This window comes from Ensifer sp. ENS02 (assembly GCF_014851885.1).
GTDB classification, from domain to species: Bacteria; Pseudomonadota; Alphaproteobacteria; order Rhizobiales; family Rhizobiaceae; genus Ensifer; species Ensifer adhaerens.
Window position 1 is genome coordinate 58,619 of the sequence record NZ_JACVAO010000014.1, and the last position, 17,991, is coordinate 76,609.

Below are 17,991 nucleotides of genomic sequence, written 5' to 3' on the forward strand. Positions count from 1 at the left end.
TTCCGGGACTCTGGACGGCATTCCGCCTGGAAATGCGCCTGCAGCGACGATGACTGCCGTCGCTGTGCGTGAAAAATGGAGTGCATTGACATGGCCGAGCTTTCACCGTCCGTCCGGACGGTCCTCGTTCTCGAGGACAACTTCATCATCGCCATGGACGTCGAGGAAATCCTCGCTTCTCTCGGAATATTGCAGGTTACGATCGCCGGAAATGCGAACCAGGCATTGGAACTGCTGGCGCTCCAGGCCTTCGATTTTGCGATCCTCGACGTCAATCTCGGCGATCACACGAGTTTCGTGGTTGCCGATGCCATGCTTGCCCGCGGCATGCCGTTCGGCTTCACCAGCGGCTACGGCGATGCCGAGCACTTCCCGACCTATCTCAGGCACGTTCCGCGGATCGACAAACCCTTTAACGAGAAATCGATCGGCCAGCTGATCGCCGCTGGGATCCAGACGAGAGAGGCTTAGGAACCGCCTCAGCCCTTGCGCGACCTGCTCAGGGCTTGCCGCGCGATACGAACCAGGGATTGGCGAAGTCGCTGTCGTCCTTCTGGTTGCGCTTGCCGTAGGTGAGCGGCGTGCCATCCATCGTCAGCGTTTCGCCACCGGCGGCCCTCAGGATCGCGTCGCCAGCGGCGGTGTCCCATTCCATCGTCCGGCTGAAGCGGGGATAGACGTCGGCCACGCCTTCGGCGAGCAGGCAGAATTTCAAGGACGAGCCGACCGTCCGGTAATCGGCGATGCCGTGTTTTTCGAGGTAGTCGATCGTCTCGGCGCTGTTGTGCCAGCGGCTGGCGAGCCCCACCATGCGATCCCCGCAGCTGCGGCAGCCGATGATCGTTTCTTCGGTCAGGCGAAAGCTGCCATCAATAACCGACTTTACCGCCTTGCCATGGTGTGCCGCATAGAGGATTCCAAGCGCCGGGGCGTAGACGACGCCCGCGACGGGCGCGCCGTTTTCGATCAGCGCGATGTTGACGGTGAAGTCGTCGTTGCGGCTGATGAATTCCTTGGTGCCGTCGAGCGGATCGACAAGGAAAAACGACTTGCCGGAAATCTCCGGCACGAAGCCGGCGGACACCGCTTCCTCGGCGACCACGGGGATGTCCGGAAAGGCGGAGGCGAGGTCTGCCAGGATGATGCGTTCGGCCGTCGTGTCGGCATCGGTGACCGGCGAGCAGTCAGGCTTGTGCGTGACCTCCGGCCCGGCATTGTAGATGTCGAGAATGGCCCGACCCGCCGTTATTGCCGATTGTTGCAGTATCTCCAGCATTCGCCCTGTCTTTCGGTCCGTCATCAGGCCATAGCATATTGAGAGGAAGATTATAGCCATGCTTTTGACATGGCAGGCGGCTCTTTACGCGTGGTCGCAGCTGATCTGCGGGGCGGAGCATCTCAAGCTTTTTTGCAATTGCGAGAGGCTTTGCGTCTTTGCTTCCGCGTTCCGGCTGTGCAAATGTGCCGGCGCAACTGAACTGGATGCCTTCATGCGTTATTCCGCCTTCTCGCTTGTCAGGAACGCCCTCTCCGGAAACCTGAACTGGAAACCGCATTGGCGCCAGCCACAGCCGAAATCCCACTATGACGTGATCATCGTCGGCGGCGGCGGCCATGGGCTCTCGACCGCCTATTATCTCGCCAAGGAATTCGGCGTGAAGAACGTCGCGGTCCTGGAAAAGGGCTATCTCGGCTCGGGTAATGTCGGCCGCAACACGACGATCGTGCGTTCCAACTACATGCTGCCGGGCAACGAGCCCTTCTACGAGTTCTCGATGAAGCTGTGGGAGGGGCTGGAGCAGGATCTCAACTACAATGTGATGCTGTCGCAGCGCGGCGTCATCATGCTCTACCACAGCGACGGCCAGCGCGATGCCTATGTGCGCCGCGGCAATGCCATGTGGATGGAAGGCGTGGCAGCGGAGCTCATCGAGCGTGAGCAGTTGAAGAAGATGATCCCCTTCCTCAACTACGATCATGCCCGCTATCCGATCCTCGGTGGCCTGCTGCAGCGCCGCGCCGGTACCGCGCGGCATGATGCGGTCGCTTGGGGCTATGCCCGCGGCGCCGACCAGCATGGTGTCGACATCATCGAGCATTGCGAAGTGACCGGCATCCGACGCGAAAACGGTGTCGTCACCGGCGTCGAAACGACCAAGGGCTTCATCGGTTGCGGCAAGCTGGCGCTGGCGGCGGCCGGCAACACCTCGCGCGTCGGCGAAATGGCCGATCTGAAGCTGCCGCTGGAAAGCCATGTGCTGCAGGCCTTCGTGACCGAGGGGCTGAAGCCCTGCATCGATCACGTGATCGTCTATGGTGGCGGCCACTTCTACATCTCGCAATCGGACAAGGGCGGCCTCGTCTTTGGCGCCGAGATCGACGGCTATTCGTCCTATGCCCAGCGCGGCAATCTGGCGACCGCCGAGCACGTGATGGAGGAGGGGGTAACGATGATCCCCGGCCTGTCGCGCGTTCGGGTGCTGCGCGCCTGGGGCGGCGTCATGGACATGAGCATGGACGGCTCGCCGATCATCGACCGCACCTCGATCGACAATCTCTACTTGAACTGCGGCTGGTGCTACGGCGGCTTCAAGGCGACGCCGGCTTCCGGCTACTGCTTCGCTCACCTGATCGCCAAGAACGACACCCATCCGGTGGCGCGCGCCTTGAGGCTCGATCGCTTCGCCCGCGGCTATGCCGTCGACGAGGCCGGCGCCGGCCCGCAGCCCAACCTTCACTGACAGGACACGGCCGGCCCGCCGGCTCGTATGGAATGAACAGGAAGCCGGGGTGCGGCTTCAGGACACGGAAGACGATGGCAAGCCTGATTACCTGCCCGCATTGCGGGGTCCGACCGAAGGAAGAATTCGCGATCCGCGGCGACGCCTCGCGCGGCCGTCCCGAGCCGATGGATTCGGACGAGGCCTGGCATGATTACGTCTATGTGCGCGCCAACCCGCGTGGGCGCACGTTGGAGCATTGGCATCACATCGCCGGCTGTCGCCGCTTCCTGGTGGTCGAGCGCGATACGGCCACCCACGAGGTCTATTCCGTCGTCGATGCGGCCGAGTTTGCGCGGAGGGCTGCGCGATGACCGGCTATCGTCTTTCCTCCGGCGGCCTCGTCGATCGCAGCAAAACGTTGAGCTTCACCTTCGACGGCCGGCCGCTGCGCGGATTTTCCGGCGATACGCTCGCCTCCGCACTTCTTGCCAATGACCAGCTGCTCGTCGGCCGCAGCTTCAAATACCACCGGCCGCGCGGCATCGTCAGCGCCGGGCCCTCCGAGCCCAACGCGCTCGTCACCCTCGGTTCCGGCGCCCGCACCGATGCCAACTCCAAGGCGACCGTCGCCGAGCTCTATGGCGGGCTGACTGCCAAAAGCCAGAACCGCTGGCCGTCTCTCGGCTTCGATGTGGGGGCCGTCAACGGCGTCCTTTCGCCGTTCCTCGGTGCCGGCTTCTACTACAAGACCTTCATGTGGCCGAAGCAGTTCTGGGAGCGCGTCTACGAACCCTTCATCCGCCGCGCCGCCGGCCTCGGCCGGGCGGTGCTGGAGCGCGACCCCGAGAGCTACGAGAAGTCCTGGGCGTTCTGCGACCTGCTCGTCGTCGGTGCCGGTCCCGCCGGCCTGATGGCAGCACTGACGGCCGGCCGCGCCGGCCTTCGGGTCATCGTCGCCGACGAGGATTTCCGGCTCGGCGGCTCCCTGCTTGCGACCGGCGAGACCATCGACGGCGCGCCGGCATCGGTCTTTGCCGACCGCACCGTCGCCGAACTGCAAGCGCTGCCCAACGTCACTCTGCTTTCGCGCACCACTGTCTTCGGCTGGTATGACGACAACGTCTTCGGCGCGGTTGAACGCGTGCAAAAACACGTCGCTGAACCGTCTTCGAAGCTCGTGAGCGAGCGTGTCTGGCGCATCGTTGCCAAGCGCGCGCTGATGGCAACCGGTGCCGAGGAACGCCCGCTGGTGTTCGGCGGCAATGATAGGCCCGGCGTGATGATGGCGGGCGCCATGACCGCCTATGCCGAGCGCTATGGTGTGGCCGCCGGCAAGCAGGTCACGATCTTTACCAGCGGCAGCGCCGGGTACCGCACAGCGCGGGCCCTTGCGTCCAAGGGCGTCGCCATCGCGGCGATCGTCGACGCCCGCGCTGAGGCGACCGATCACGCGCCCGAGGGTGTCAGGGTGATCCGCTCGGCCTCGATCGTCGACACCAAGGGCAGGCAGCGCCTCAAGGGCATCGTCGTCGAACGCTCCGGCTTCGAGGAACTGATCGCCTGCGATGCGCTGGGGATGTCCGGTGGCTGGAGCCCGGTCGTGCATCTTGCCTGCCAGCGCGGCGCAAGACCGGTCTGGTCGGAGGAATTGAACGCCTTCGTCGCACCCGATGTCGGTGGCGGCCTGCGTCCCGTGGGCGCTGCAAACGGTGTCTACACGCTCTCGGGCTGCCTGTCCGATGGTGCGGAGAAGGCCGCAGCGATTGCGGCCGACCTCGGTTTCAGCGCCAGCTCGGCCGCAGCACCGGTCGTCGATGGCGAAGAGGCCACGTCCTTTTCAGCGCTCTGGTATGTACCGGGCGCCAAATCGAAGGCCTTTGTCGATTTCCAGAACGACGTGCATGCGAAGGATCTCGGCCTGGCGCTGCGCGAAGGTTTCGGCCATGTGGAGCACGCCAAGCGCTACACGACCAGCGGCATGGCGACCGATCAGGGCAAGCTTTCCAACATCAATGCCGTCGGCATTCTCGCCGGCATGCGCGGCGTCAGCCCGGCAGAGGTCGGCACCACCACCTTCAGGCCGTTCTACACCCCGGTCTCCTTCGGTGCACTTGCCGGCACGGCGCGCGATGAGAATGCAGCACCGGCGCGCAAGTCGCCGCTGCATGGCTGGGCGATGAAAAATGGCGCGACCTTCGTCGAGGCCGGGCTCTGGCATCGTTCCGCATGGTTCCCGCGCGCCGGCGAAAAGACCTGGCGCGACAGCGTCGATCGAGAAGTCTTGAACGTGCGGGCCAATGTCGGCCTCTGTGACGTCTCGACCCTCGGCAAGATCGAGGTCTTCGGCCCCGACGCTGCGGAGTTCCTCAACCGTCTCTATTGCAACCCGGTCCTGAAGCTGCCGATCGGCAAGGCGCGTTACGGCCTGATGCTGCGCGAAGACGGTTTCGTCTTCGACGACGGTACGGTCAGCCGCTTCGACGAGGAACATTTCTTCGTCACCACGACGACGGCGATGGCCGGTCCCGTCATGGCGCACCTGGAATATTGCGCCCCGACGCTCTGGCCGGAACTCGAAGTCCGCTTCACCTCGTCGACCGACCAATGGGCGCAGATGGCGATCGCTGGTCCGAAAGCGCGCGCGGTGCTGCAGCAGATCGTCGATGGCGATATTTCCGATGGTGCGTTTCCGTTCCTGTCCGCCCGCAAGATCGTCCTGAAAAGCGGCGTATCGGCGCGGCTCTTCCGCATTTCCTTCTCCGGGGAGCTGGCTTTCGAACTGGCGGTGCCGGCAGGTTATGGCGAGGCGGTGGCCGACCAGATCATGGAGGCCGGCCGGCCGCATGAAATCTGTGCCTATGGCGTCGAAGCCTTGAACGTGCTGCGGCTGGAGAAGGGTCTGCTGACGCATGCCGAATTCGACGGTCGCGTGACGCCAGACGATGCCGGGCTCGGCCGAATGCTCTCGATGCAGAAGACCGACTTCATCGGCAAGCGCCTATCGACGCGCTACGGCCTGACGGCGGCGGATCGCATGCAGCTTGTTGGTCTGAAGCCCGTCGATGCCGACAAGGACATGCGGGCCGGAGCGCATCTTCTGAAGGAGGGGACCAAGCCCTCGACGCTGAACGATCAGGGTTGGGTCAGCTCGGCCGGTTTCTCGCCGGTCCTGGGCCACGCCATCGCGCTTGCCTTCCTGAAATCCGGGCGCGAACGCTATGGCGAGAAGGTCGTGGTGTTCGACAAGCTGCGTGATCAGGAGATTGTCGCCGAGGTCTGCGACCCGGTCTTCGTCGATCCGCAAAATGCAAAGCTGAAGGCCTGAGGAGGCGGTGATGGTTCGCGACTACAACAACCGCCACGCACTGGAGCAGAAACTGCGATCGGCACCCACGTCGCCGGCGGCCGACCACCTGATGGTCGGGCATTGGCGCACGATGGCGACGGTTCTTGCGCGCGCCGGCCGGGAGGAGACCGTGCGTGAGGCGATCGCCGCACAGTCCGACTTGTCCATGCGGTTTTCGGCGCCGGGGGAATGGCTTGTCGTCTCCGAGGTGGAAGCGCCGAGCGGGCTCGTGCGTTGGCTCGAAGAGCTTTGCGACGGCAGTGCCTATGTTGTAGACCAAAGCGATGGGCGCGTCGTCTTCCGGATCGCCGGCCCGAACGTGCGCAGCATCCTCGTCAAGGGCATCGGCCTTGATCTTCATCCCTCAGCCTTCACGGTTGGCGGCAGCACCAATGCGTTGTGCGGTCACATCCCGGTCAATCTCGCCCGGACGGACGAGGACACGTTCGAGCTGATCGTGCCGCGGAGCTATGCGGAATCGCTCTTCGATGACCTGATGAAGATGGGGCGGGCCTTCGATCTCACCGCCGCCTTCTCGGATTGAGACGGCCCCTTCAAGAGGTCGAAATCAAATGCGGCATGAAATGCCGCAAACAGGTCGCCCATCCGCCAGCAAACGGCGGAAATGGACAAGCGTCCTTCGCAGCCGTGTCTTTATCGGCGCCGTCTTTCTGACTAGGCTTTCATCATTCGTCGCTTGCACTTCTGTCCCTGAAGCAAGCGGTCGCCGTGCCTGAGTTTCTTCCTGACAATTTGGCCATGCCTCCGGCAGGAGCATGGGGAGACGGAGTGTACGCATGAAAAGCCATGCCAAGGTCGTCGTTATCGGAGGCGGTGTCGTCGGTTGTTCGGTGCTCTATCACCTGACGAAATTCGGCTGGACCGACGCCGTGCTGCTCGAACGATCGGAACTCACCTCCGGCTCCACCTGGCACGCGGCCGGCGGCATGCACACGATCAACGGTGACCCGAACGTCGCCAAGCTGCAGAAATATACGGTCGAGCTCTACAAGGAGATCGAGGCGTATTCCGGCCAGGATGTCGGCCTGCACATGACCTCCGGCATGATGCTCGCCGCCACCAAGGAACGTTTCGACTGGATGAAGTCGATCCTTGCCAAGGGCCGCTACATGGGGCTCGAAGCCGAGCTTTTGACGCCCAGGGAAGCGCATGACCTGATGCCGCTGCTCGATCCCGACCAGTTCGTCGGTGCGGTGTTCGATCCGGTCGAGGGGCATCTCGATCCCTATGGCACGACGCATGCCTATGCCAAATCGGCGAAGAAGAACGGTGCGGAGATCTATCTGCACACCAAGGTCGAGGACCTGGTGCAGCGGGAAGACGGTTGCTGGCGGGTGATCACCAACCAGGGCGAGATTGTCGCCGAGCATGTCGTCAACGCCGCCGGCCTCTGGGCCCGCGAGGTGGGGCGCATGGTGGGGCTGGAGCTGCCTGTGCTCGCTATGGAGCACATGTATCTCATCACCGAGGACATGCCAGAGGTCATCGAGTTCAACCAGACACGCGGCAAGGAGCTGATGCACTGTGTCGATTTCGACGGCGAGATTTATCTCCGCCAGGAGCGGAACGGCATGCTGATGGGCACCTATGAGAAGGCGTGCCGGCCGTGGTCGCCCGTCACGACGCCCTGGGACTTCGGCCATGAACTTCTCGCCGAGGACATCGACCGTATCTCGCCCGAACTCGAGGTCGGCTTCCGGCACTTCCCGGCCTTCAACAAGGCCGGCATCAAGAAGATCATCAACGGTCCTTTCACCTTCTCGCCGGACGGTAACCCGCTGGTCGGCCCGGTGCGGGGCTTGAGGAATTTCTGGTCGGCCTGCGCCGTCATGGCCGGATTCAGCCAGGGTGGCGGCGTCGGCCTGGCGCTTGCCAACTGGATGATCCATGGCGACCCCGGCTTCGACGTCTTTGCCATGGACGTTTCGCGCTACGGCGATTTCGCCACGCTTGCCTATACCAATGCCAAGGTGCGCGAGAACTACTCGCGTCGCTTCTCTATCCGTTATCCGAACGAGGAGCTGCCGGCGGCAAGGCCGCTGCTGACGACGCCGATCTACGACCGGCTGAAGGCTGCGGGCGCCGTCTTCGGCGCGTCCTACGGGCTTGAAACGCCGCTGTGGTTTGCACCCGAAGGCGTCAAGGACGCCTTCTCCTGGCGGCGCTCGACCGACTTCGAGACGGTGGGCGCGGAGGCCCGGGCCGTGCGCGAAGGCGTCGGCCTGATGGAGACATCGGGCTTTGCCAAATATGCGATCACCGGCAAGGGCGCTGAAGCCTGGCTCGACCGCATGCTTGCCTGCCGCATCCCTGAGGTCGGGCGCATGGCATTGGCACCGATGCTGAAGGAGGACGGCAAGCTGATCGGCGACTTCACCCTTGCCAAGCTCGAAGAGGGGGATTTCCTGCTTGTTGGATCCGGCATCGCCGAGGACTACCACATGCGCTGGTTCGAGGCGCATCTGCCGGCGGACGGCTCGGTGACGCTGAAGGCGTTGAAGCTGGAGCTGGTGGGCCTGTCGATCGCCGGGCCGAAGGCGCGCGATGTGCTTGAAAGCCTGACCCATCTCGATGTCTCCGACGCCGATTTCCCGTTCATGGACATCCGCCGGATGGATCTCGGCATGGCGCCCGCGCTCGTCGGCCGCGTCAGCTACACCGGCGATCTCGGCTACGAGATCTGGATGAAACCGGAGTACCAGCGTTATCTCTTCGAACTGCTGATGGAGAAGGGGGCGGCTTCCGGGATCCGTTTGTTCGGCCTGAGGGCGCTGAATGCATTGCGCGTCGAAAAATCCTTCGGCAGCTGGGCGCGCGAATATCGTCCGCTCTATGGCCCGGTCGAGGCTGGGCTCGGCCGTTTCGTCGCGACCGGCAAGGATGCGGATTTCATTGGCAAGGCGGCGGCCTTGAAGGAGAAGGCGGATGGCGGCGCGATGCGGCTGCGGACCTTCGTGCTCGATGCGAGGGATGCGGACGTCATCGGCGACGAGCCCATCTATCTCGACGGTGTCGTGCGCGGCTGGGTGACATCGGGCGGCTATGCGCATGCAAGTGGGGTTTCGGTCGCCATGGGCTACGTGCCCAAGGAGATCGCCGACCGAAGCGATGGCTGGTCGATCGAACTCTTGGGTGAGATCCTGCCGGCCCGTCTTCAGCCGCATCCGCTGTTCGATTCGAACGGTCAGCGCATGCGCGCCTAAGCATTCGAGGTGTAATGCAGACCGAAGTGGCTGTCGAAGCTTCATAGAATACCCGACGCTTTTACGACTAAAGTTGATGCTTTCGCGGGCGAAAGCTGCGAAAGATTTGATTTTTCTGGCTGTAAAAGCGTCAAATCGATTTTATCGAGGAAGTTTTTGGCGAAGTCGCGTTTTTTAGCTTTCCTTTTCGTTTGAAAGAGGTATGGAATCGAGCAAACACAGCGCTCAACAATGAGCTCAAAAAACAAGAGACCGGACCGTTATGGATCTGGTCCAGGGGAAGATTGATGGAGTATTTCGTCCAGCAGCTCGTCAACGGGCTGACTCTTGGGTCTATTTATGGTATGATCGCAATCGGTTATACCATGGTCTACGGCATCATTGGCATGATCAACTTCGCCCACGGCGATATCTTCATGCTCGGCGGCTTTGCTGCTTTGATTGTCTTTCTTATTCTCACAACATTCATCGGGGGCGTCCCGGTTGTACTTGCTCTCCTGCTGATGATGATCGTCGGCATGCTGACCGCAGGTCTCTGGAACTGGACGATCGAGAAAGTGGCCTATCGGCCGCTGCGCGGTTCGTTCCGGCTTGCGCCGCTGATCACGGCGATCGGCATGTCGATTGCGTTGTCGAACTTCATCCAGGTGACGCAGGGCCCGCGCAACAAGCCGATCCCGCCGCTCGTCTCCTCGGTCTACGAAGTCTTCGGCATCACCATCTCGCTGAAGCAGATCATCATCATCGTCATCACGGCGGCTCTGCTTTCGATCTTCTGGTACATCGTCAACAAGACGCCGCTCGGCCGCGCCCAGCGCGCGACCGAACAGGACCGGAAGATGGCGGCGCTGCTGGGTGTTGACGTCGACCGCACCATCTCGGTGACCTTCATCATGGGCGCAGCACTCGCTGCCGTCGCCGGCACGATGTATCTGATGTATTATGGCGTCGTCGTCTTCACCGACGGTTTCGTGCCTGGCGTCAAAGCGTTCACCGCGGCCGTTCTCGGCGGCATCGGATCGCTGCCGGGCGCCGTTCTCGGCGGACTGTTGATCGGGCTCATCGAGTCCCTCTGGTCGGCCTATTTCACCATCGACTACAAGGACGTCGCGACCTTCTCCATTCTCGCCATCGTCCTGATCTTCAAGCCGTCTGGCATTCTCGGACGACCGGAAGTCGAGAAGGTATAATTCCATGGCAAACATTGCTTCTACGACTGCAAGCGCCGGCACTGACGTGACGGCGCGGGCCCTGCGCGAGGCTGTCTTCGCGGGCCTGATTTCGCTCGGCCTTTTCGTGCTGTTCGTCGGTCTCAAGTCCGACCAGAACATCCGCAACGAGCTGATCCTCAACGAGCGCTGGGGACTGCTGGCGATCTTCGTGATTGTCGCTGCCGTCGGCCGCTTCCTGATGGTTGCCTATGTCCAGCCGGCCATGGCTCGGCGCAAGGCCGCCAAGGCCGAGGCCGACGATGCGGTGAAGGAGGAGACCTTCTTCAGCCGCAACTTCTCCAAGCTCGCGATTGCGTTCCTGCTCATCTATCCGCCGCTCGTCGTCGCGATCTTCGGCGTCCAGGGCTCGCTGAAGTGGGTCGACAATTTCGGCATCCAGATCCTGATCTACGTGATGCTGGCCTGGGGGCTCAACATCGTCGTCGGCCTCGCTGGCCTGCTGGACTTGGGTTACGTCGCCTTCTACGCGGTCGGCGCCTATTCCTACGCCCTGCTGTCGACCTATTTCGGCCTGTCCTTCTGGGTTCTTCTTCCGGTCGCCGGTATTCTCGCCGCCTTCTGGGGCATGATTCTCGGCTTCCCGGTCTTGCGTCTTCGCGGTGACTATCTGGCGATCGTGACGCTGGCCTTCGGTGAAATCATCCGACTGGTGTTGATCAATTGGACCGAAGTGACGAAGGGTACCTTCGGCGTCTCCGGTATCGCTAAGGCGACGCTGTTCGGCATCAAGTTCGATGCCTCGAAGGACGGTTTTGCAGCAATGATGGGCCTGCCGATGTCGTCGGCCTATTACAAGATCTTCCTGTTCTATCTGATCCTGGCACTTGCGCTGCTCACGGCTTACGTGACGATCCGGCTGCGCCGCATGCCGATCGGCCGCGCCTGGGAAGCGTTGCGCGAGGACGAGATCGCCTGCCGCTCGCTCGGTATCAACACGGTGACGACCAAGCTCACCGCCTTTGCGACGGGCGCCATGTTCGGCGGTATCGCCGGCTCGTTCTTCGCGGTGCGCCAGGGCTTCGTGTCGCCCGAATCCTTCGTCTTCCTGGAATCCGCGGTCATTCTCGCGATCGTGGTTCTCGGCGGCATGGGCTCGCTTACCGGCATCGCAGTCGCTGCGGCCGTCATGATCGGCGGCACCGAAATCCTGCGTGAGCTTTCCTTCCTGAAGATGGTCTTCGGACCGGACTTCACACCTGAACTCTACCGTATGCTGATCTTTGGCCTGGCCATGGTCGTCGTCATGGTCTGGAAGCCGCGCGGCTTCGTCGGATCACGCGAACCGACAGCCTTCCTGCACGAACGCAAGGCAGTCTCCGGCAGCTTCACCAAGGAAGGGCACGGTTGATGGCCCGCGAGACAACGACAATGACAAAAGACCCCATTCTCAAGGTTGAGCACCTGTCGATGCGCTTCGGCGGTCTCATGGCCATCAACGACTTCTCCTTCGAAGCCTATCGCGGTGACATCACCGCGCTGATCGGCCCGAACGGAGCGGGCAAGACCACGGTGTTCAACTGCATCACCGGCTTCTACAAGCCGACGATGGGCATGATCACGATGAAGCAGAAGGCCGGCAAGGAATACCTGCTGGAGCGTCTGCCCGACTTCGAGATCACGAAGCTCGCCAAGGTAGCGCGTACCTTCCAGAACATCCGGATGTTCTCCGGTCTGACGGTGCTCGAAAACCTGCTCGTCGCGCAGCACAACAAGCTGATGCAGGCATCCGGCTACACCTTCCTCGGCCTGCTTGGCTTCCCGGCCTATCGCCAGGCATCGCGCGAGGCGATCGAACTTGCCAAGCACTGGCTGGAAAAGGCGTCGCTGATCGACCGTGCGGACGATCCGGCCGGCGATCTCTCCTATGGCGCCCAGCGTCGTCTCGAGATCGCGCGTGCCATGTGCACCGGGCCCGAGCTTCTCTGCCTGGACGAGCCGGCCGCCGGTCTCAATCCGCGCGAGTCTCTGGCGCTCAACGAATTGCTGAAAAGCATTCGCGCCGATACCGGCACGTCGATTCTTTTGATCGAACACGACATGTCCGTGGTCATGGAGATCTCCGACCACGTGGTGGTCCTGGAATATGGACAGAAGATTTCCGACGGCACACCGGATTTCGTGAAGAACGATCCGAGGGTCATTGCGGCCTATCTGGGTGTCGAGGATGAAGAGGTTGAAGAGGTGATCGAACAAATCGAGGAAATCGAAGGCGGGCAGGGGGGCACCCACTGATGACGGCGCCACTTCTCCAAGTCAAAGCCGTCGAGACCTACTACGGCAACATCCGGGCGCTCAGCGGGGTCGATGTCGAAGTTCACCGTGGTGAAATCGTCTGCCTGATCGGTGCCAACGGTGCCGGCAAGTCGACGCTGATGATGACCATCTGCGGCAGCCCGCAGGCGCGCACCGGTTCGGTCTTCTTCGAAGGCCAGGACATCACCCGCATGCCGACGCACGAGATTGCCCGGCTGCGCATTGCGCAATCGCCTGAGGGTCGGCGCATCTTCCCGCGCATGACCGTGTTCGAAAACCTGCAGATGGGCGCCAGCCTCGACAACCTGAAGCACTTCGACCAGGACGTGGAAAAGGTGTTTACGCTTTTCCCGCGCCTGAAGGAGCGCCAGGCGCAGCGCGGCGGCACGCTTTCGGGCGGTGAGCAGCAGATGCTGTCGATCGGCCGCGCGCTGATGGCCCGGCCGAAGCTTTTGCTTCTCGACGAGCCGTCGCTCGGTCTCGCACCGCTGATCGTCAAGGGCATCTTCGAAGCGATCAAGAAACTCAACAAGGAGGAGGGGCTGACGGTCTTCCTCGTCGAGCAGAACGCCTTCGGCGCGCTCAAGCTTTCGGACCGCGGCTACGTGATGGTGAACGGCCGGGTGACGATGAGCGGTTCCGGCAAGGAACTGCTCGCCAATCCGGAAGTGCGCGCGGCCTATCTCGAAGGCGGCCGTCATTGACCGGCCGCATCTGGAGCAAGTGACATGCAGGGAATTCTCTACGAAGAAGTGTCGATCTGGCAGTTTCTTTTCATAAGCTGCGTGCTTGGCGGCTGGACCGCCTGGCGCACGGGCAAGAGCGTGGCTGAAAGCTGGGAAGGCATGCCGCGGCTCATCCTCTACGTGGCGTTGCTGGGACTGGGCATCCGTTTCGTCCACCATGCGCTGTTCGAAGGCACCATGTTCAGCCTGCAATACTATATCGTGGACACGATCGTACTTTTGTTGTTTGCTACCGCAGGTTTCCGGTACTACCGGACCAAGCAAATGACCAATAACTACTATTGGCTCTATGAGAAGGCTTCGCCTTTCTCCTGGAAAGCCAAATAAAGGGAACAGCGCGCGCCGGCCGCCGCGGCCGGTGCGAAAGAAACACCGGCGCAACTATGGTGGGCATTGCGCAGGTTGGTAACGAGACCCGCTCGAATAATTGGGAGTAACAAGATGAAAAAGTCTCTTCTGTCGGCGGTCGCGCTGACGGCTATGGTTGCCTTCAGCGGCAGCGCCTGGGCTGATATTCTCGTTGGTGTCGCCGGCCCGCTGACTGGCCCGAACGCCGCTTTCGGTGCACAGCTCCAGAAAGGTGCAGAGCAGGCCGCCGCCGACATCAATGCCGCTGGCGGTATCAATGGGGAACAGATCAAGGTTGTGCTCGGCGACGACGTTTCGGATGCCAAGCAGGGCGTTTCGGTTGCCAACAAGTTCGTTGCTGACGGTGTGAAGTTCGTTGTCGGTCACTTCAACTCGGGCGTGTCCATCCCGGCTTCTGAAGTTTACGCCGAAAACGGTATCCTGCAGGTAACCCCGGCCTCCACCAACCCGCAGTTCACCGAGCGCGGTCTCTGGAACACGTTCCGTACCTGCGGCCGTGACGACCAGCAGGGTGCGGTTGCCGGTGCCTACCTCGCTGCCAACTTCAAGGACGCGAAGATCGCGGTCATTCACGACAAGACCCCCTATGGTCAGGGCCTTGCCGACGAAACCAAGAAGTCGATGAACGAAGCCGGTCTCACCGAAGCCCTCTATGAAGGCATCAACACCGGCGACAAGGACTTCTCGGCTCTGATCGCCAAGATGAAGGAAGCCGGCGTTTCGATCGTCTACTACGGCGGTCTGCACACCGAAGCCGGCCTGATCATGCGCCAGATGAAGGACCAGGGCCTCAAGGCTACCTTGATGTCGGGCGACGGTATCGTTTCGAACGAACTGGCTTCGATCGCCGGCGACGCCGTTGACGGCACGCTGATGACGTTCGCTCCGGATCCGCGCAAGAACCCGGCTGCCAAGGACCTCGTCGAGAAGTTCCGCTCGGCCGGCTTCGAACCGGAAGCCTACACGCTCTACGCCTACGCCGCTCTCCAGGTCATCGCCGAAGCTGCCAAGGCTTCCGGCGGCAACGACCCGCAGGCAGTTGCCGAAGCCATCAAGGCAAAGGGTCCGTTCAAGACCGCAATCGGCGAACTCGGCTATGACGAAAAGGGCGACATCACGCGTCCGGACTACGTCATGTACACCTGGAAGAAGGGTGACGACGGCAAGTACAACTACTTCCAGAACGAGTAGTTCTGATTTCGGACCTTGTGTCCGACTGGTTGGGGCCCGGCGAGCGATCGCCGGGCTTTTCTTTTGGTGACGCTTGGCGCAGCGGTCTATTATTTCAGTAGCGTGTCTCTGAGCGACGAGACCTCGGCGCGCAGTCGCTCGAGATCGTCGGGGCCGAGCTTTGTTGCTTCGCCAAGGTTGCGGGGCACGTCGATTGCCTTCTGCCGCAGCGCGTTGCCCGTGTCGGTCAATTGCACCCGGACCTGCCGCTCGTCCGCCTTGTCGCGCACGCGGTCGATATAGCCGGCGGACTCCAGGCGCTTCAGCATCGGGGTCAAAGTGCTCGATTCCAGGAAGAGCCGCTCGCCGAGGCTGCCGACCGTCTGGTCGTCCTTTTCCCACAACAGCACCATCACCAGATATTGCGGATAGGTGAGATCGAGCTCGTCCAGCAGCGGCTTGTAAATGCGCGTGAAGGCGTGGTTTGCGGAATAGACCGCAAAGCACAGGAAACTATCGAGCGCCAGCATTGCCTCATCGCCCTTGGGATCGGTGTCAGTCATCGCTTTCTCCTGTCATGCCCTCAAAATAAATCGTTCACGATATAATCGCAAGACATTGACTATAGCGCAGTTGCGATATAAATATTGTGCACGATCTAATCGGTAGCGATATAAACCATATAAGTCGTGCACGATTTAATCGCTAAGCATTTAACAGCGGTGTGACCGCAGGAAAGAAGGAGCGTTTCCATGAGCAAGGCAATCAGCAAGACCGAAGCCAACGGCATCTCCCGCCGCACGGTTCTCTCGGCCGCCTTTGGCGCTGCCGCCACGGCAGCCGCGGTCAATGCCATGAACACGTCGGCCAAGGCCGCATCCACCACCGCAGCAACCGCCGGCGCCTCCGGCAGTAAGGGAGAAAACACCATGGGCAGCCGCATCATCACCCGCGATGGCGTCGAGATCTATTACAAGGACTGGGGTCCGAAGGATGGCCCGGTCGTCGTGCTCAGCCACGGCTGGCCGCTGTCGTCAGACAGCTGGGAAGCGCAGGCCTTCCACCTTGCCGCCAACGGCTTCCGCGTCGTCACCCATGACCGCCGCGGCCACGGCCGCTCGTCGCAGCCCTGGGACGGCAACGACATGGACCACTATGCCGACGACCTCGCGGATCTGATCAACGCGCTCGATCTGAAGGATATCTTCCTTGCCGGGTTTTCGACTGGCGGCGGCGAAATCAGCCGCTATATCGGCCGCCATGGCACCAGCCGGATCGCCAAGGCCGGTTTGATCTCGGCCGTGCCGCCGCTGATGCTCAAGACCGACAAGAACCCCGGCGGCCTGCCGAAGGAAGTCTTCGACGGCCTGCAGGCGGCAAGCCTGAAGGATCGCTCGAAGCTCTACCGCGACATCGCGTCTGGCCCGTTCTTCGGCTTCAACCGCCCGGGCGCGGTCGCCTCTCAGGGCATGATCGACAGCTTCTGGCTGCAGGGCATGATGGGGGGACACAAGAACACCTATGACTCGATCGTCGCCTTCTCGCAGACCGACTTTACCGAGGACCTGAAGAAGTTCGACGTGCCGACCTTGATCATCCATGGCGACGACGACCAGATCGTGCCGATCGATGCGGCGGCACGGGCCTCGAAGACGCTGGTGCCGCATGCGGAGCTCAAGGTCTATGCCGGCGCCCCGCACGGCATCACCGACACCCACAAGGACCAGCTCAACGCCGACCTGCTCGCCTTCGCCAAGGCCTGACATGTCCGAAGCCCGAGAAGAGGCGCCCGCAACGGCGCCTCTTTTTTGCTTTTCGTGATAGGTGTTTCGCTTGTCGAGATAGCTGTCGCGTCGCGCCGTTTCGTGCACTATCTCGCAGCGATTCTGATCCGGAGGCAGGCATGAGCTCGAAACCCCGCATTCTCCTCACCCGTCGTTGGCCGGCGGCGGTGGAGCAGGTGCTTGCCGAACGCTTCGACGTCACCTTGAACGAAGGGGACGTGCCTCTGACGGCTGCAGAACTGGCTGAAGCACTCCGGACCTATGACGCCGTTCTTCCGACAGTTTCTGATCGACTTCCGGCCGACCTCTTCGCCGGTGGCGGCCTCCGCGCGAAGATCCTCGGCAACTATGGCGTCGGCTACAATCACATCGACGTCGCGGCCGCCAAGGCTGCCGACATCGTCGTCACCAACACGCCCGGCGTTCTCACAGATTGCACCGCCGACATCGCCATGACGTTGCTGCTTGCGGTCGCTCGGCGGGCAGGCGAGGGCGAGCGGCAGGTACGGGCCGGCGAATGGAGTGGATGGCGGCCGACCCACATGATCGGCGGCAAGGTCACCGGCAAGACGCTCGGCATCATCGGCTTCGGCCGCATCGGCAAGGCCATGGCCAAGCGCTGTCATTACGGCTTCGACATGGATGTCGTCTTCTACAATCGCTCGCGCATCGACCCGGCCGAGGCAAGCCGCTACGGTGCGCGTCAACTCGACACGGTCGAGGACGTATTGAAGGTTGCAGACTTCGTGTCGCTCCATTGCCCCGGCGGCGGCGAAAACCGTCACCTGATCAACGCCGAACGGCTGGCGCTGATGAAAAAGGGCGCCTACCTCGTCAACACGGCGCGGGGTGATGTGATCGACGAGCCGGCGCTGATTGCGGCGCTCGAAAACGGCGTCATCCGCGGCGCCGGGCTCGATGTCTTCGAGGCGGAGCCGAACGTGCCGGAACGTCTGCGCGGGCTCGAAAATGTCGTGCTGCTTCCGCATCTCGGCAGTGCCACGGAGGAGACGCGCGTCGCCATGGGCATGAAGGTGGTCGACAATATCGCGGCGTTTTTCGACGGTCGCGAACCGCCGGATCGCGTGGCGTAGGCGGCTGCCCGTTTTCTGCGCAGGGCCTGCACGGAAATGCGGCACGCTGA

Annotated in this window: 16 protein-coding genes; 14 read left to right on the forward strand and 2 right to left on the reverse strand. The window is 62.1% G+C overall.

Annotation, left to right across the window (positions count from 1 at the left end; genetic code table 11):
* The first annotated feature begins 84 nt into the window (after positions 1 to 84).
* Complete coding sequence (locus tag IB262_RS26450; protein WP_034798951.1) at positions 85 to 471, forward strand: response regulator; 387 nt, start codon at positions 85 to 87, stop codon at positions 469 to 471.
* A 28-nt stretch (positions 472 to 499) separates the two neighbouring features.
* Here the strand turns inward: IB262_RS26450 and cysQ are convergent, their stop codons facing one another.
* Positions 500 to 1,276 carry a 3'(2'),5'-bisphosphate nucleotidase CysQ gene (gene cysQ, locus IB262_RS26455; protein ID WP_034798846.1) on the reverse strand — a complete coding sequence of 259 codons (777 nt, stop codon included), beginning with the start codon at positions 1,274 to 1,276 and terminating at the stop codon, positions 500 to 502.
* Between the two features lie 214 nt (positions 1,277 to 1,490).
* Here cysQ and IB262_RS26460 point away from each other — a divergent pair, with 214 nt between their 5' ends.
* The 11 genes from IB262_RS26460 (at position 1,491) to IB262_RS26510 (ending at position 15,084) form a co-directional block, all read left to right on the forward strand.
* Positions 1,491 to 2,741, forward strand: coding sequence for a sarcosine oxidase subunit beta family protein (locus tag IB262_RS26460; RefSeq protein ID WP_034798844.1), 1,251 nt, complete (start codon positions 1,491 to 1,493; stop codon positions 2,739 to 2,741).
* A 74-nt stretch (positions 2,742 to 2,815) separates the two neighbouring features.
* Positions 2,816 to 3,094, forward strand: coding sequence for a sarcosine oxidase subunit delta (locus IB262_RS26465; protein WP_090298248.1), 279 nt, complete (start codon positions 2,816 to 2,818; stop codon positions 3,092 to 3,094).
* Positions 3,091 to 6,048, forward strand: coding sequence for a sarcosine oxidase subunit alpha family protein (locus IB262_RS26470; protein ID WP_192493987.1), 2,958 nt, complete (start codon positions 3,091 to 3,093; stop codon positions 6,046 to 6,048). The genes IB262_RS26465 and IB262_RS26470 overlap by 4 nt, the downstream gene beginning before the upstream one ends.
* 10 nt (positions 6,049 to 6,058) lie before the next feature.
* Positions 6,059 to 6,613, forward strand: coding sequence for a sarcosine oxidase subunit gamma family protein (locus IB262_RS26475; protein WP_192493988.1), 555 nt, complete (start codon positions 6,059 to 6,061; stop codon positions 6,611 to 6,613).
* A 253-nt stretch (positions 6,614 to 6,866) separates the two neighbouring features.
* A complete protein-coding gene (locus tag IB262_RS26480) occupies positions 6,867 to 9,293 on the forward strand; it encodes an FAD-dependent oxidoreductase (RefSeq protein ID WP_192493989.1) in 2,427 nt (808 codons plus the stop codon).
* A 287-nt stretch (positions 9,294 to 9,580) separates the two neighbouring features.
* Positions 9,581 to 10,483: a branched-chain amino acid ABC transporter permease gene (locus tag IB262_RS26485; protein WP_034798833.1), complete on the forward strand. Its 903-nt coding sequence runs from the start codon at positions 9,581 to 9,583 to the stop codon at positions 10,481 to 10,483.
* 4 nt (positions 10,484 to 10,487) lie between these two features.
* Positions 10,488 to 11,873 carry a high-affinity branched-chain amino acid ABC transporter permease LivM gene (gene livM / locus IB262_RS26490; RefSeq protein ID WP_192493990.1) on the forward strand — a complete coding sequence of 462 codons (1,386 nt, stop codon included), beginning with the start codon at positions 10,488 to 10,490 and terminating at the stop codon, positions 11,871 to 11,873.
* Complete coding sequence (locus IB262_RS26495; RefSeq protein ID WP_090298237.1) at positions 11,873 to 12,757, forward strand: ABC transporter ATP-binding protein; 885 nt, start codon at positions 11,873 to 11,875, stop codon at positions 12,755 to 12,757. The genes livM and IB262_RS26495 overlap by 1 nt, the downstream gene beginning before the upstream one ends.
* Positions 12,757 to 13,482 carry an ABC transporter ATP-binding protein gene (locus IB262_RS26500; RefSeq protein WP_034798827.1) on the forward strand — a complete coding sequence of 242 codons (726 nt, stop codon included), beginning with the start codon at positions 12,757 to 12,759 and terminating at the stop codon, positions 13,480 to 13,482. Before IB262_RS26495 ends, IB262_RS26500 begins: the two co-directional genes overlap by 1 nt.
* 24 nt (positions 13,483 to 13,506) lie before the next feature.
* The gene (locus IB262_RS26505; protein WP_034798825.1) at positions 13,507 to 13,851 is read left to right on the forward strand and encodes a DUF6867 family protein; all 345 of its coding nucleotides are present in this window, start codon (positions 13,507 to 13,509) and stop codon (positions 13,849 to 13,851) included.
* A gap of 114 nt (positions 13,852 to 13,965) precedes the next feature.
* On the forward strand, positions 13,966 to 15,084 hold the full coding sequence (locus tag IB262_RS26510) for a branched-chain amino acid ABC transporter substrate-binding protein (RefSeq protein ID WP_034798823.1): 1,119 nt from the start codon (positions 13,966 to 13,968) through the stop codon (positions 15,082 to 15,084).
* An 89-nt stretch (positions 15,085 to 15,173) separates the two neighbouring features.
* Here the strand turns inward: IB262_RS26510 and IB262_RS26515 are convergent, their stop codons facing one another.
* On the reverse strand, positions 15,174 to 15,626 hold the full coding sequence (locus IB262_RS26515) for a MarR family transcriptional regulator (protein WP_112976574.1): 453 nt from the start codon (positions 15,624 to 15,626) through the stop codon (positions 15,174 to 15,176).
* A gap of 189 nt (positions 15,627 to 15,815) precedes the next feature.
* On the opposite strand from IB262_RS26515, the gene IB262_RS26520 reads away from it, so the two are divergent.
* The gene (locus IB262_RS26520; protein WP_192357230.1) at positions 15,816 to 16,826 is read left to right on the forward strand and encodes an alpha/beta hydrolase; all 1,011 of its coding nucleotides are present in this window, start codon (positions 15,816 to 15,818) and stop codon (positions 16,824 to 16,826) included.
* A gap of 140 nt (positions 16,827 to 16,966) precedes the next feature.
* A complete protein-coding gene (locus IB262_RS26525; protein ID WP_112975186.1) occupies positions 16,967 to 17,941 on the forward strand; it encodes a D-glycerate dehydrogenase in 975 nt (324 codons plus the stop codon).
* Positions 17,942 to 17,991: the final 50 nt, after the last annotated feature.

Bases quoted from the DNA above. Each gene is read 5' to 3' on its own strand.
- cysQ (WP_034798846.1), bottom strand. From the start codon at position 1,276: ATGCTGGAGATACTGCAACAATCGGCAATAACGGCGGGTCGGGCCATT.
- IB262_RS26460 (WP_034798844.1), top strand. From the start codon at position 1,491: ATGCGTTATTCCGCCTTCTCGCTTGTCAGGAACGCCCTCTCCGGAAAC.
- IB262_RS26465 (WP_090298248.1), top strand. From the start codon at position 2,816: ATGGCAAGCCTGATTACCTGCCCGCATTGCGGGGTCCGACCGAAGGAA.
- IB262_RS26470 (WP_192493987.1), top strand. From the start codon at position 3,091: ATGACCGGCTATCGTCTTTCCTCCGGCGGCCTCGTCGATCGCAGCAAA.
- IB262_RS26475 (WP_192493988.1), top strand. From the start codon at position 6,059: ATGGTTCGCGACTACAACAACCGCCACGCACTGGAGCAGAAACTGCGA.
- IB262_RS26480 (WP_192493989.1), top strand. From the start codon at position 6,867: ATGAAAAGCCATGCCAAGGTCGTCGTTATCGGAGGCGGTGTCGTCGGT.
- IB262_RS26485 (WP_034798833.1), top strand. From the start codon at position 9,581: ATGGAGTATTTCGTCCAGCAGCTCGTCAACGGGCTGACTCTTGGGTCT.
- livM (WP_192493990.1), top strand. From the start codon at position 10,488: ATGGCAAACATTGCTTCTACGACTGCAAGCGCCGGCACTGACGTGACG.
- IB262_RS26495 (WP_090298237.1), top strand. From the start codon at position 11,873: ATGGCCCGCGAGACAACGACAATGACAAAAGACCCCATTCTCAAGGTT.
- IB262_RS26500 (WP_034798827.1), top strand. From the start codon at position 12,757: ATGACGGCGCCACTTCTCCAAGTCAAAGCCGTCGAGACCTACTACGGC.
- IB262_RS26505 (WP_034798825.1), top strand. From the start codon at position 13,507: ATGCAGGGAATTCTCTACGAAGAAGTGTCGATCTGGCAGTTTCTTTTC.
- IB262_RS26510 (WP_034798823.1), top strand. From the start codon at position 13,966: ATGAAAAAGTCTCTTCTGTCGGCGGTCGCGCTGACGGCTATGGTTGCC.
- IB262_RS26515 (WP_112976574.1), bottom strand. From the start codon at position 15,626: ATGACTGACACCGATCCCAAGGGCGATGAGGCAATGCTGGCGCTCGAT.
- IB262_RS26520 (WP_192357230.1), top strand. From the start codon at position 15,816: ATGAGCAAGGCAATCAGCAAGACCGAAGCCAACGGCATCTCCCGCCGC.
- IB262_RS26525 (WP_112975186.1), top strand. From the start codon at position 16,967: ATGAGCTCGAAACCCCGCATTCTCCTCACCCGTCGTTGGCCGGCGGCG.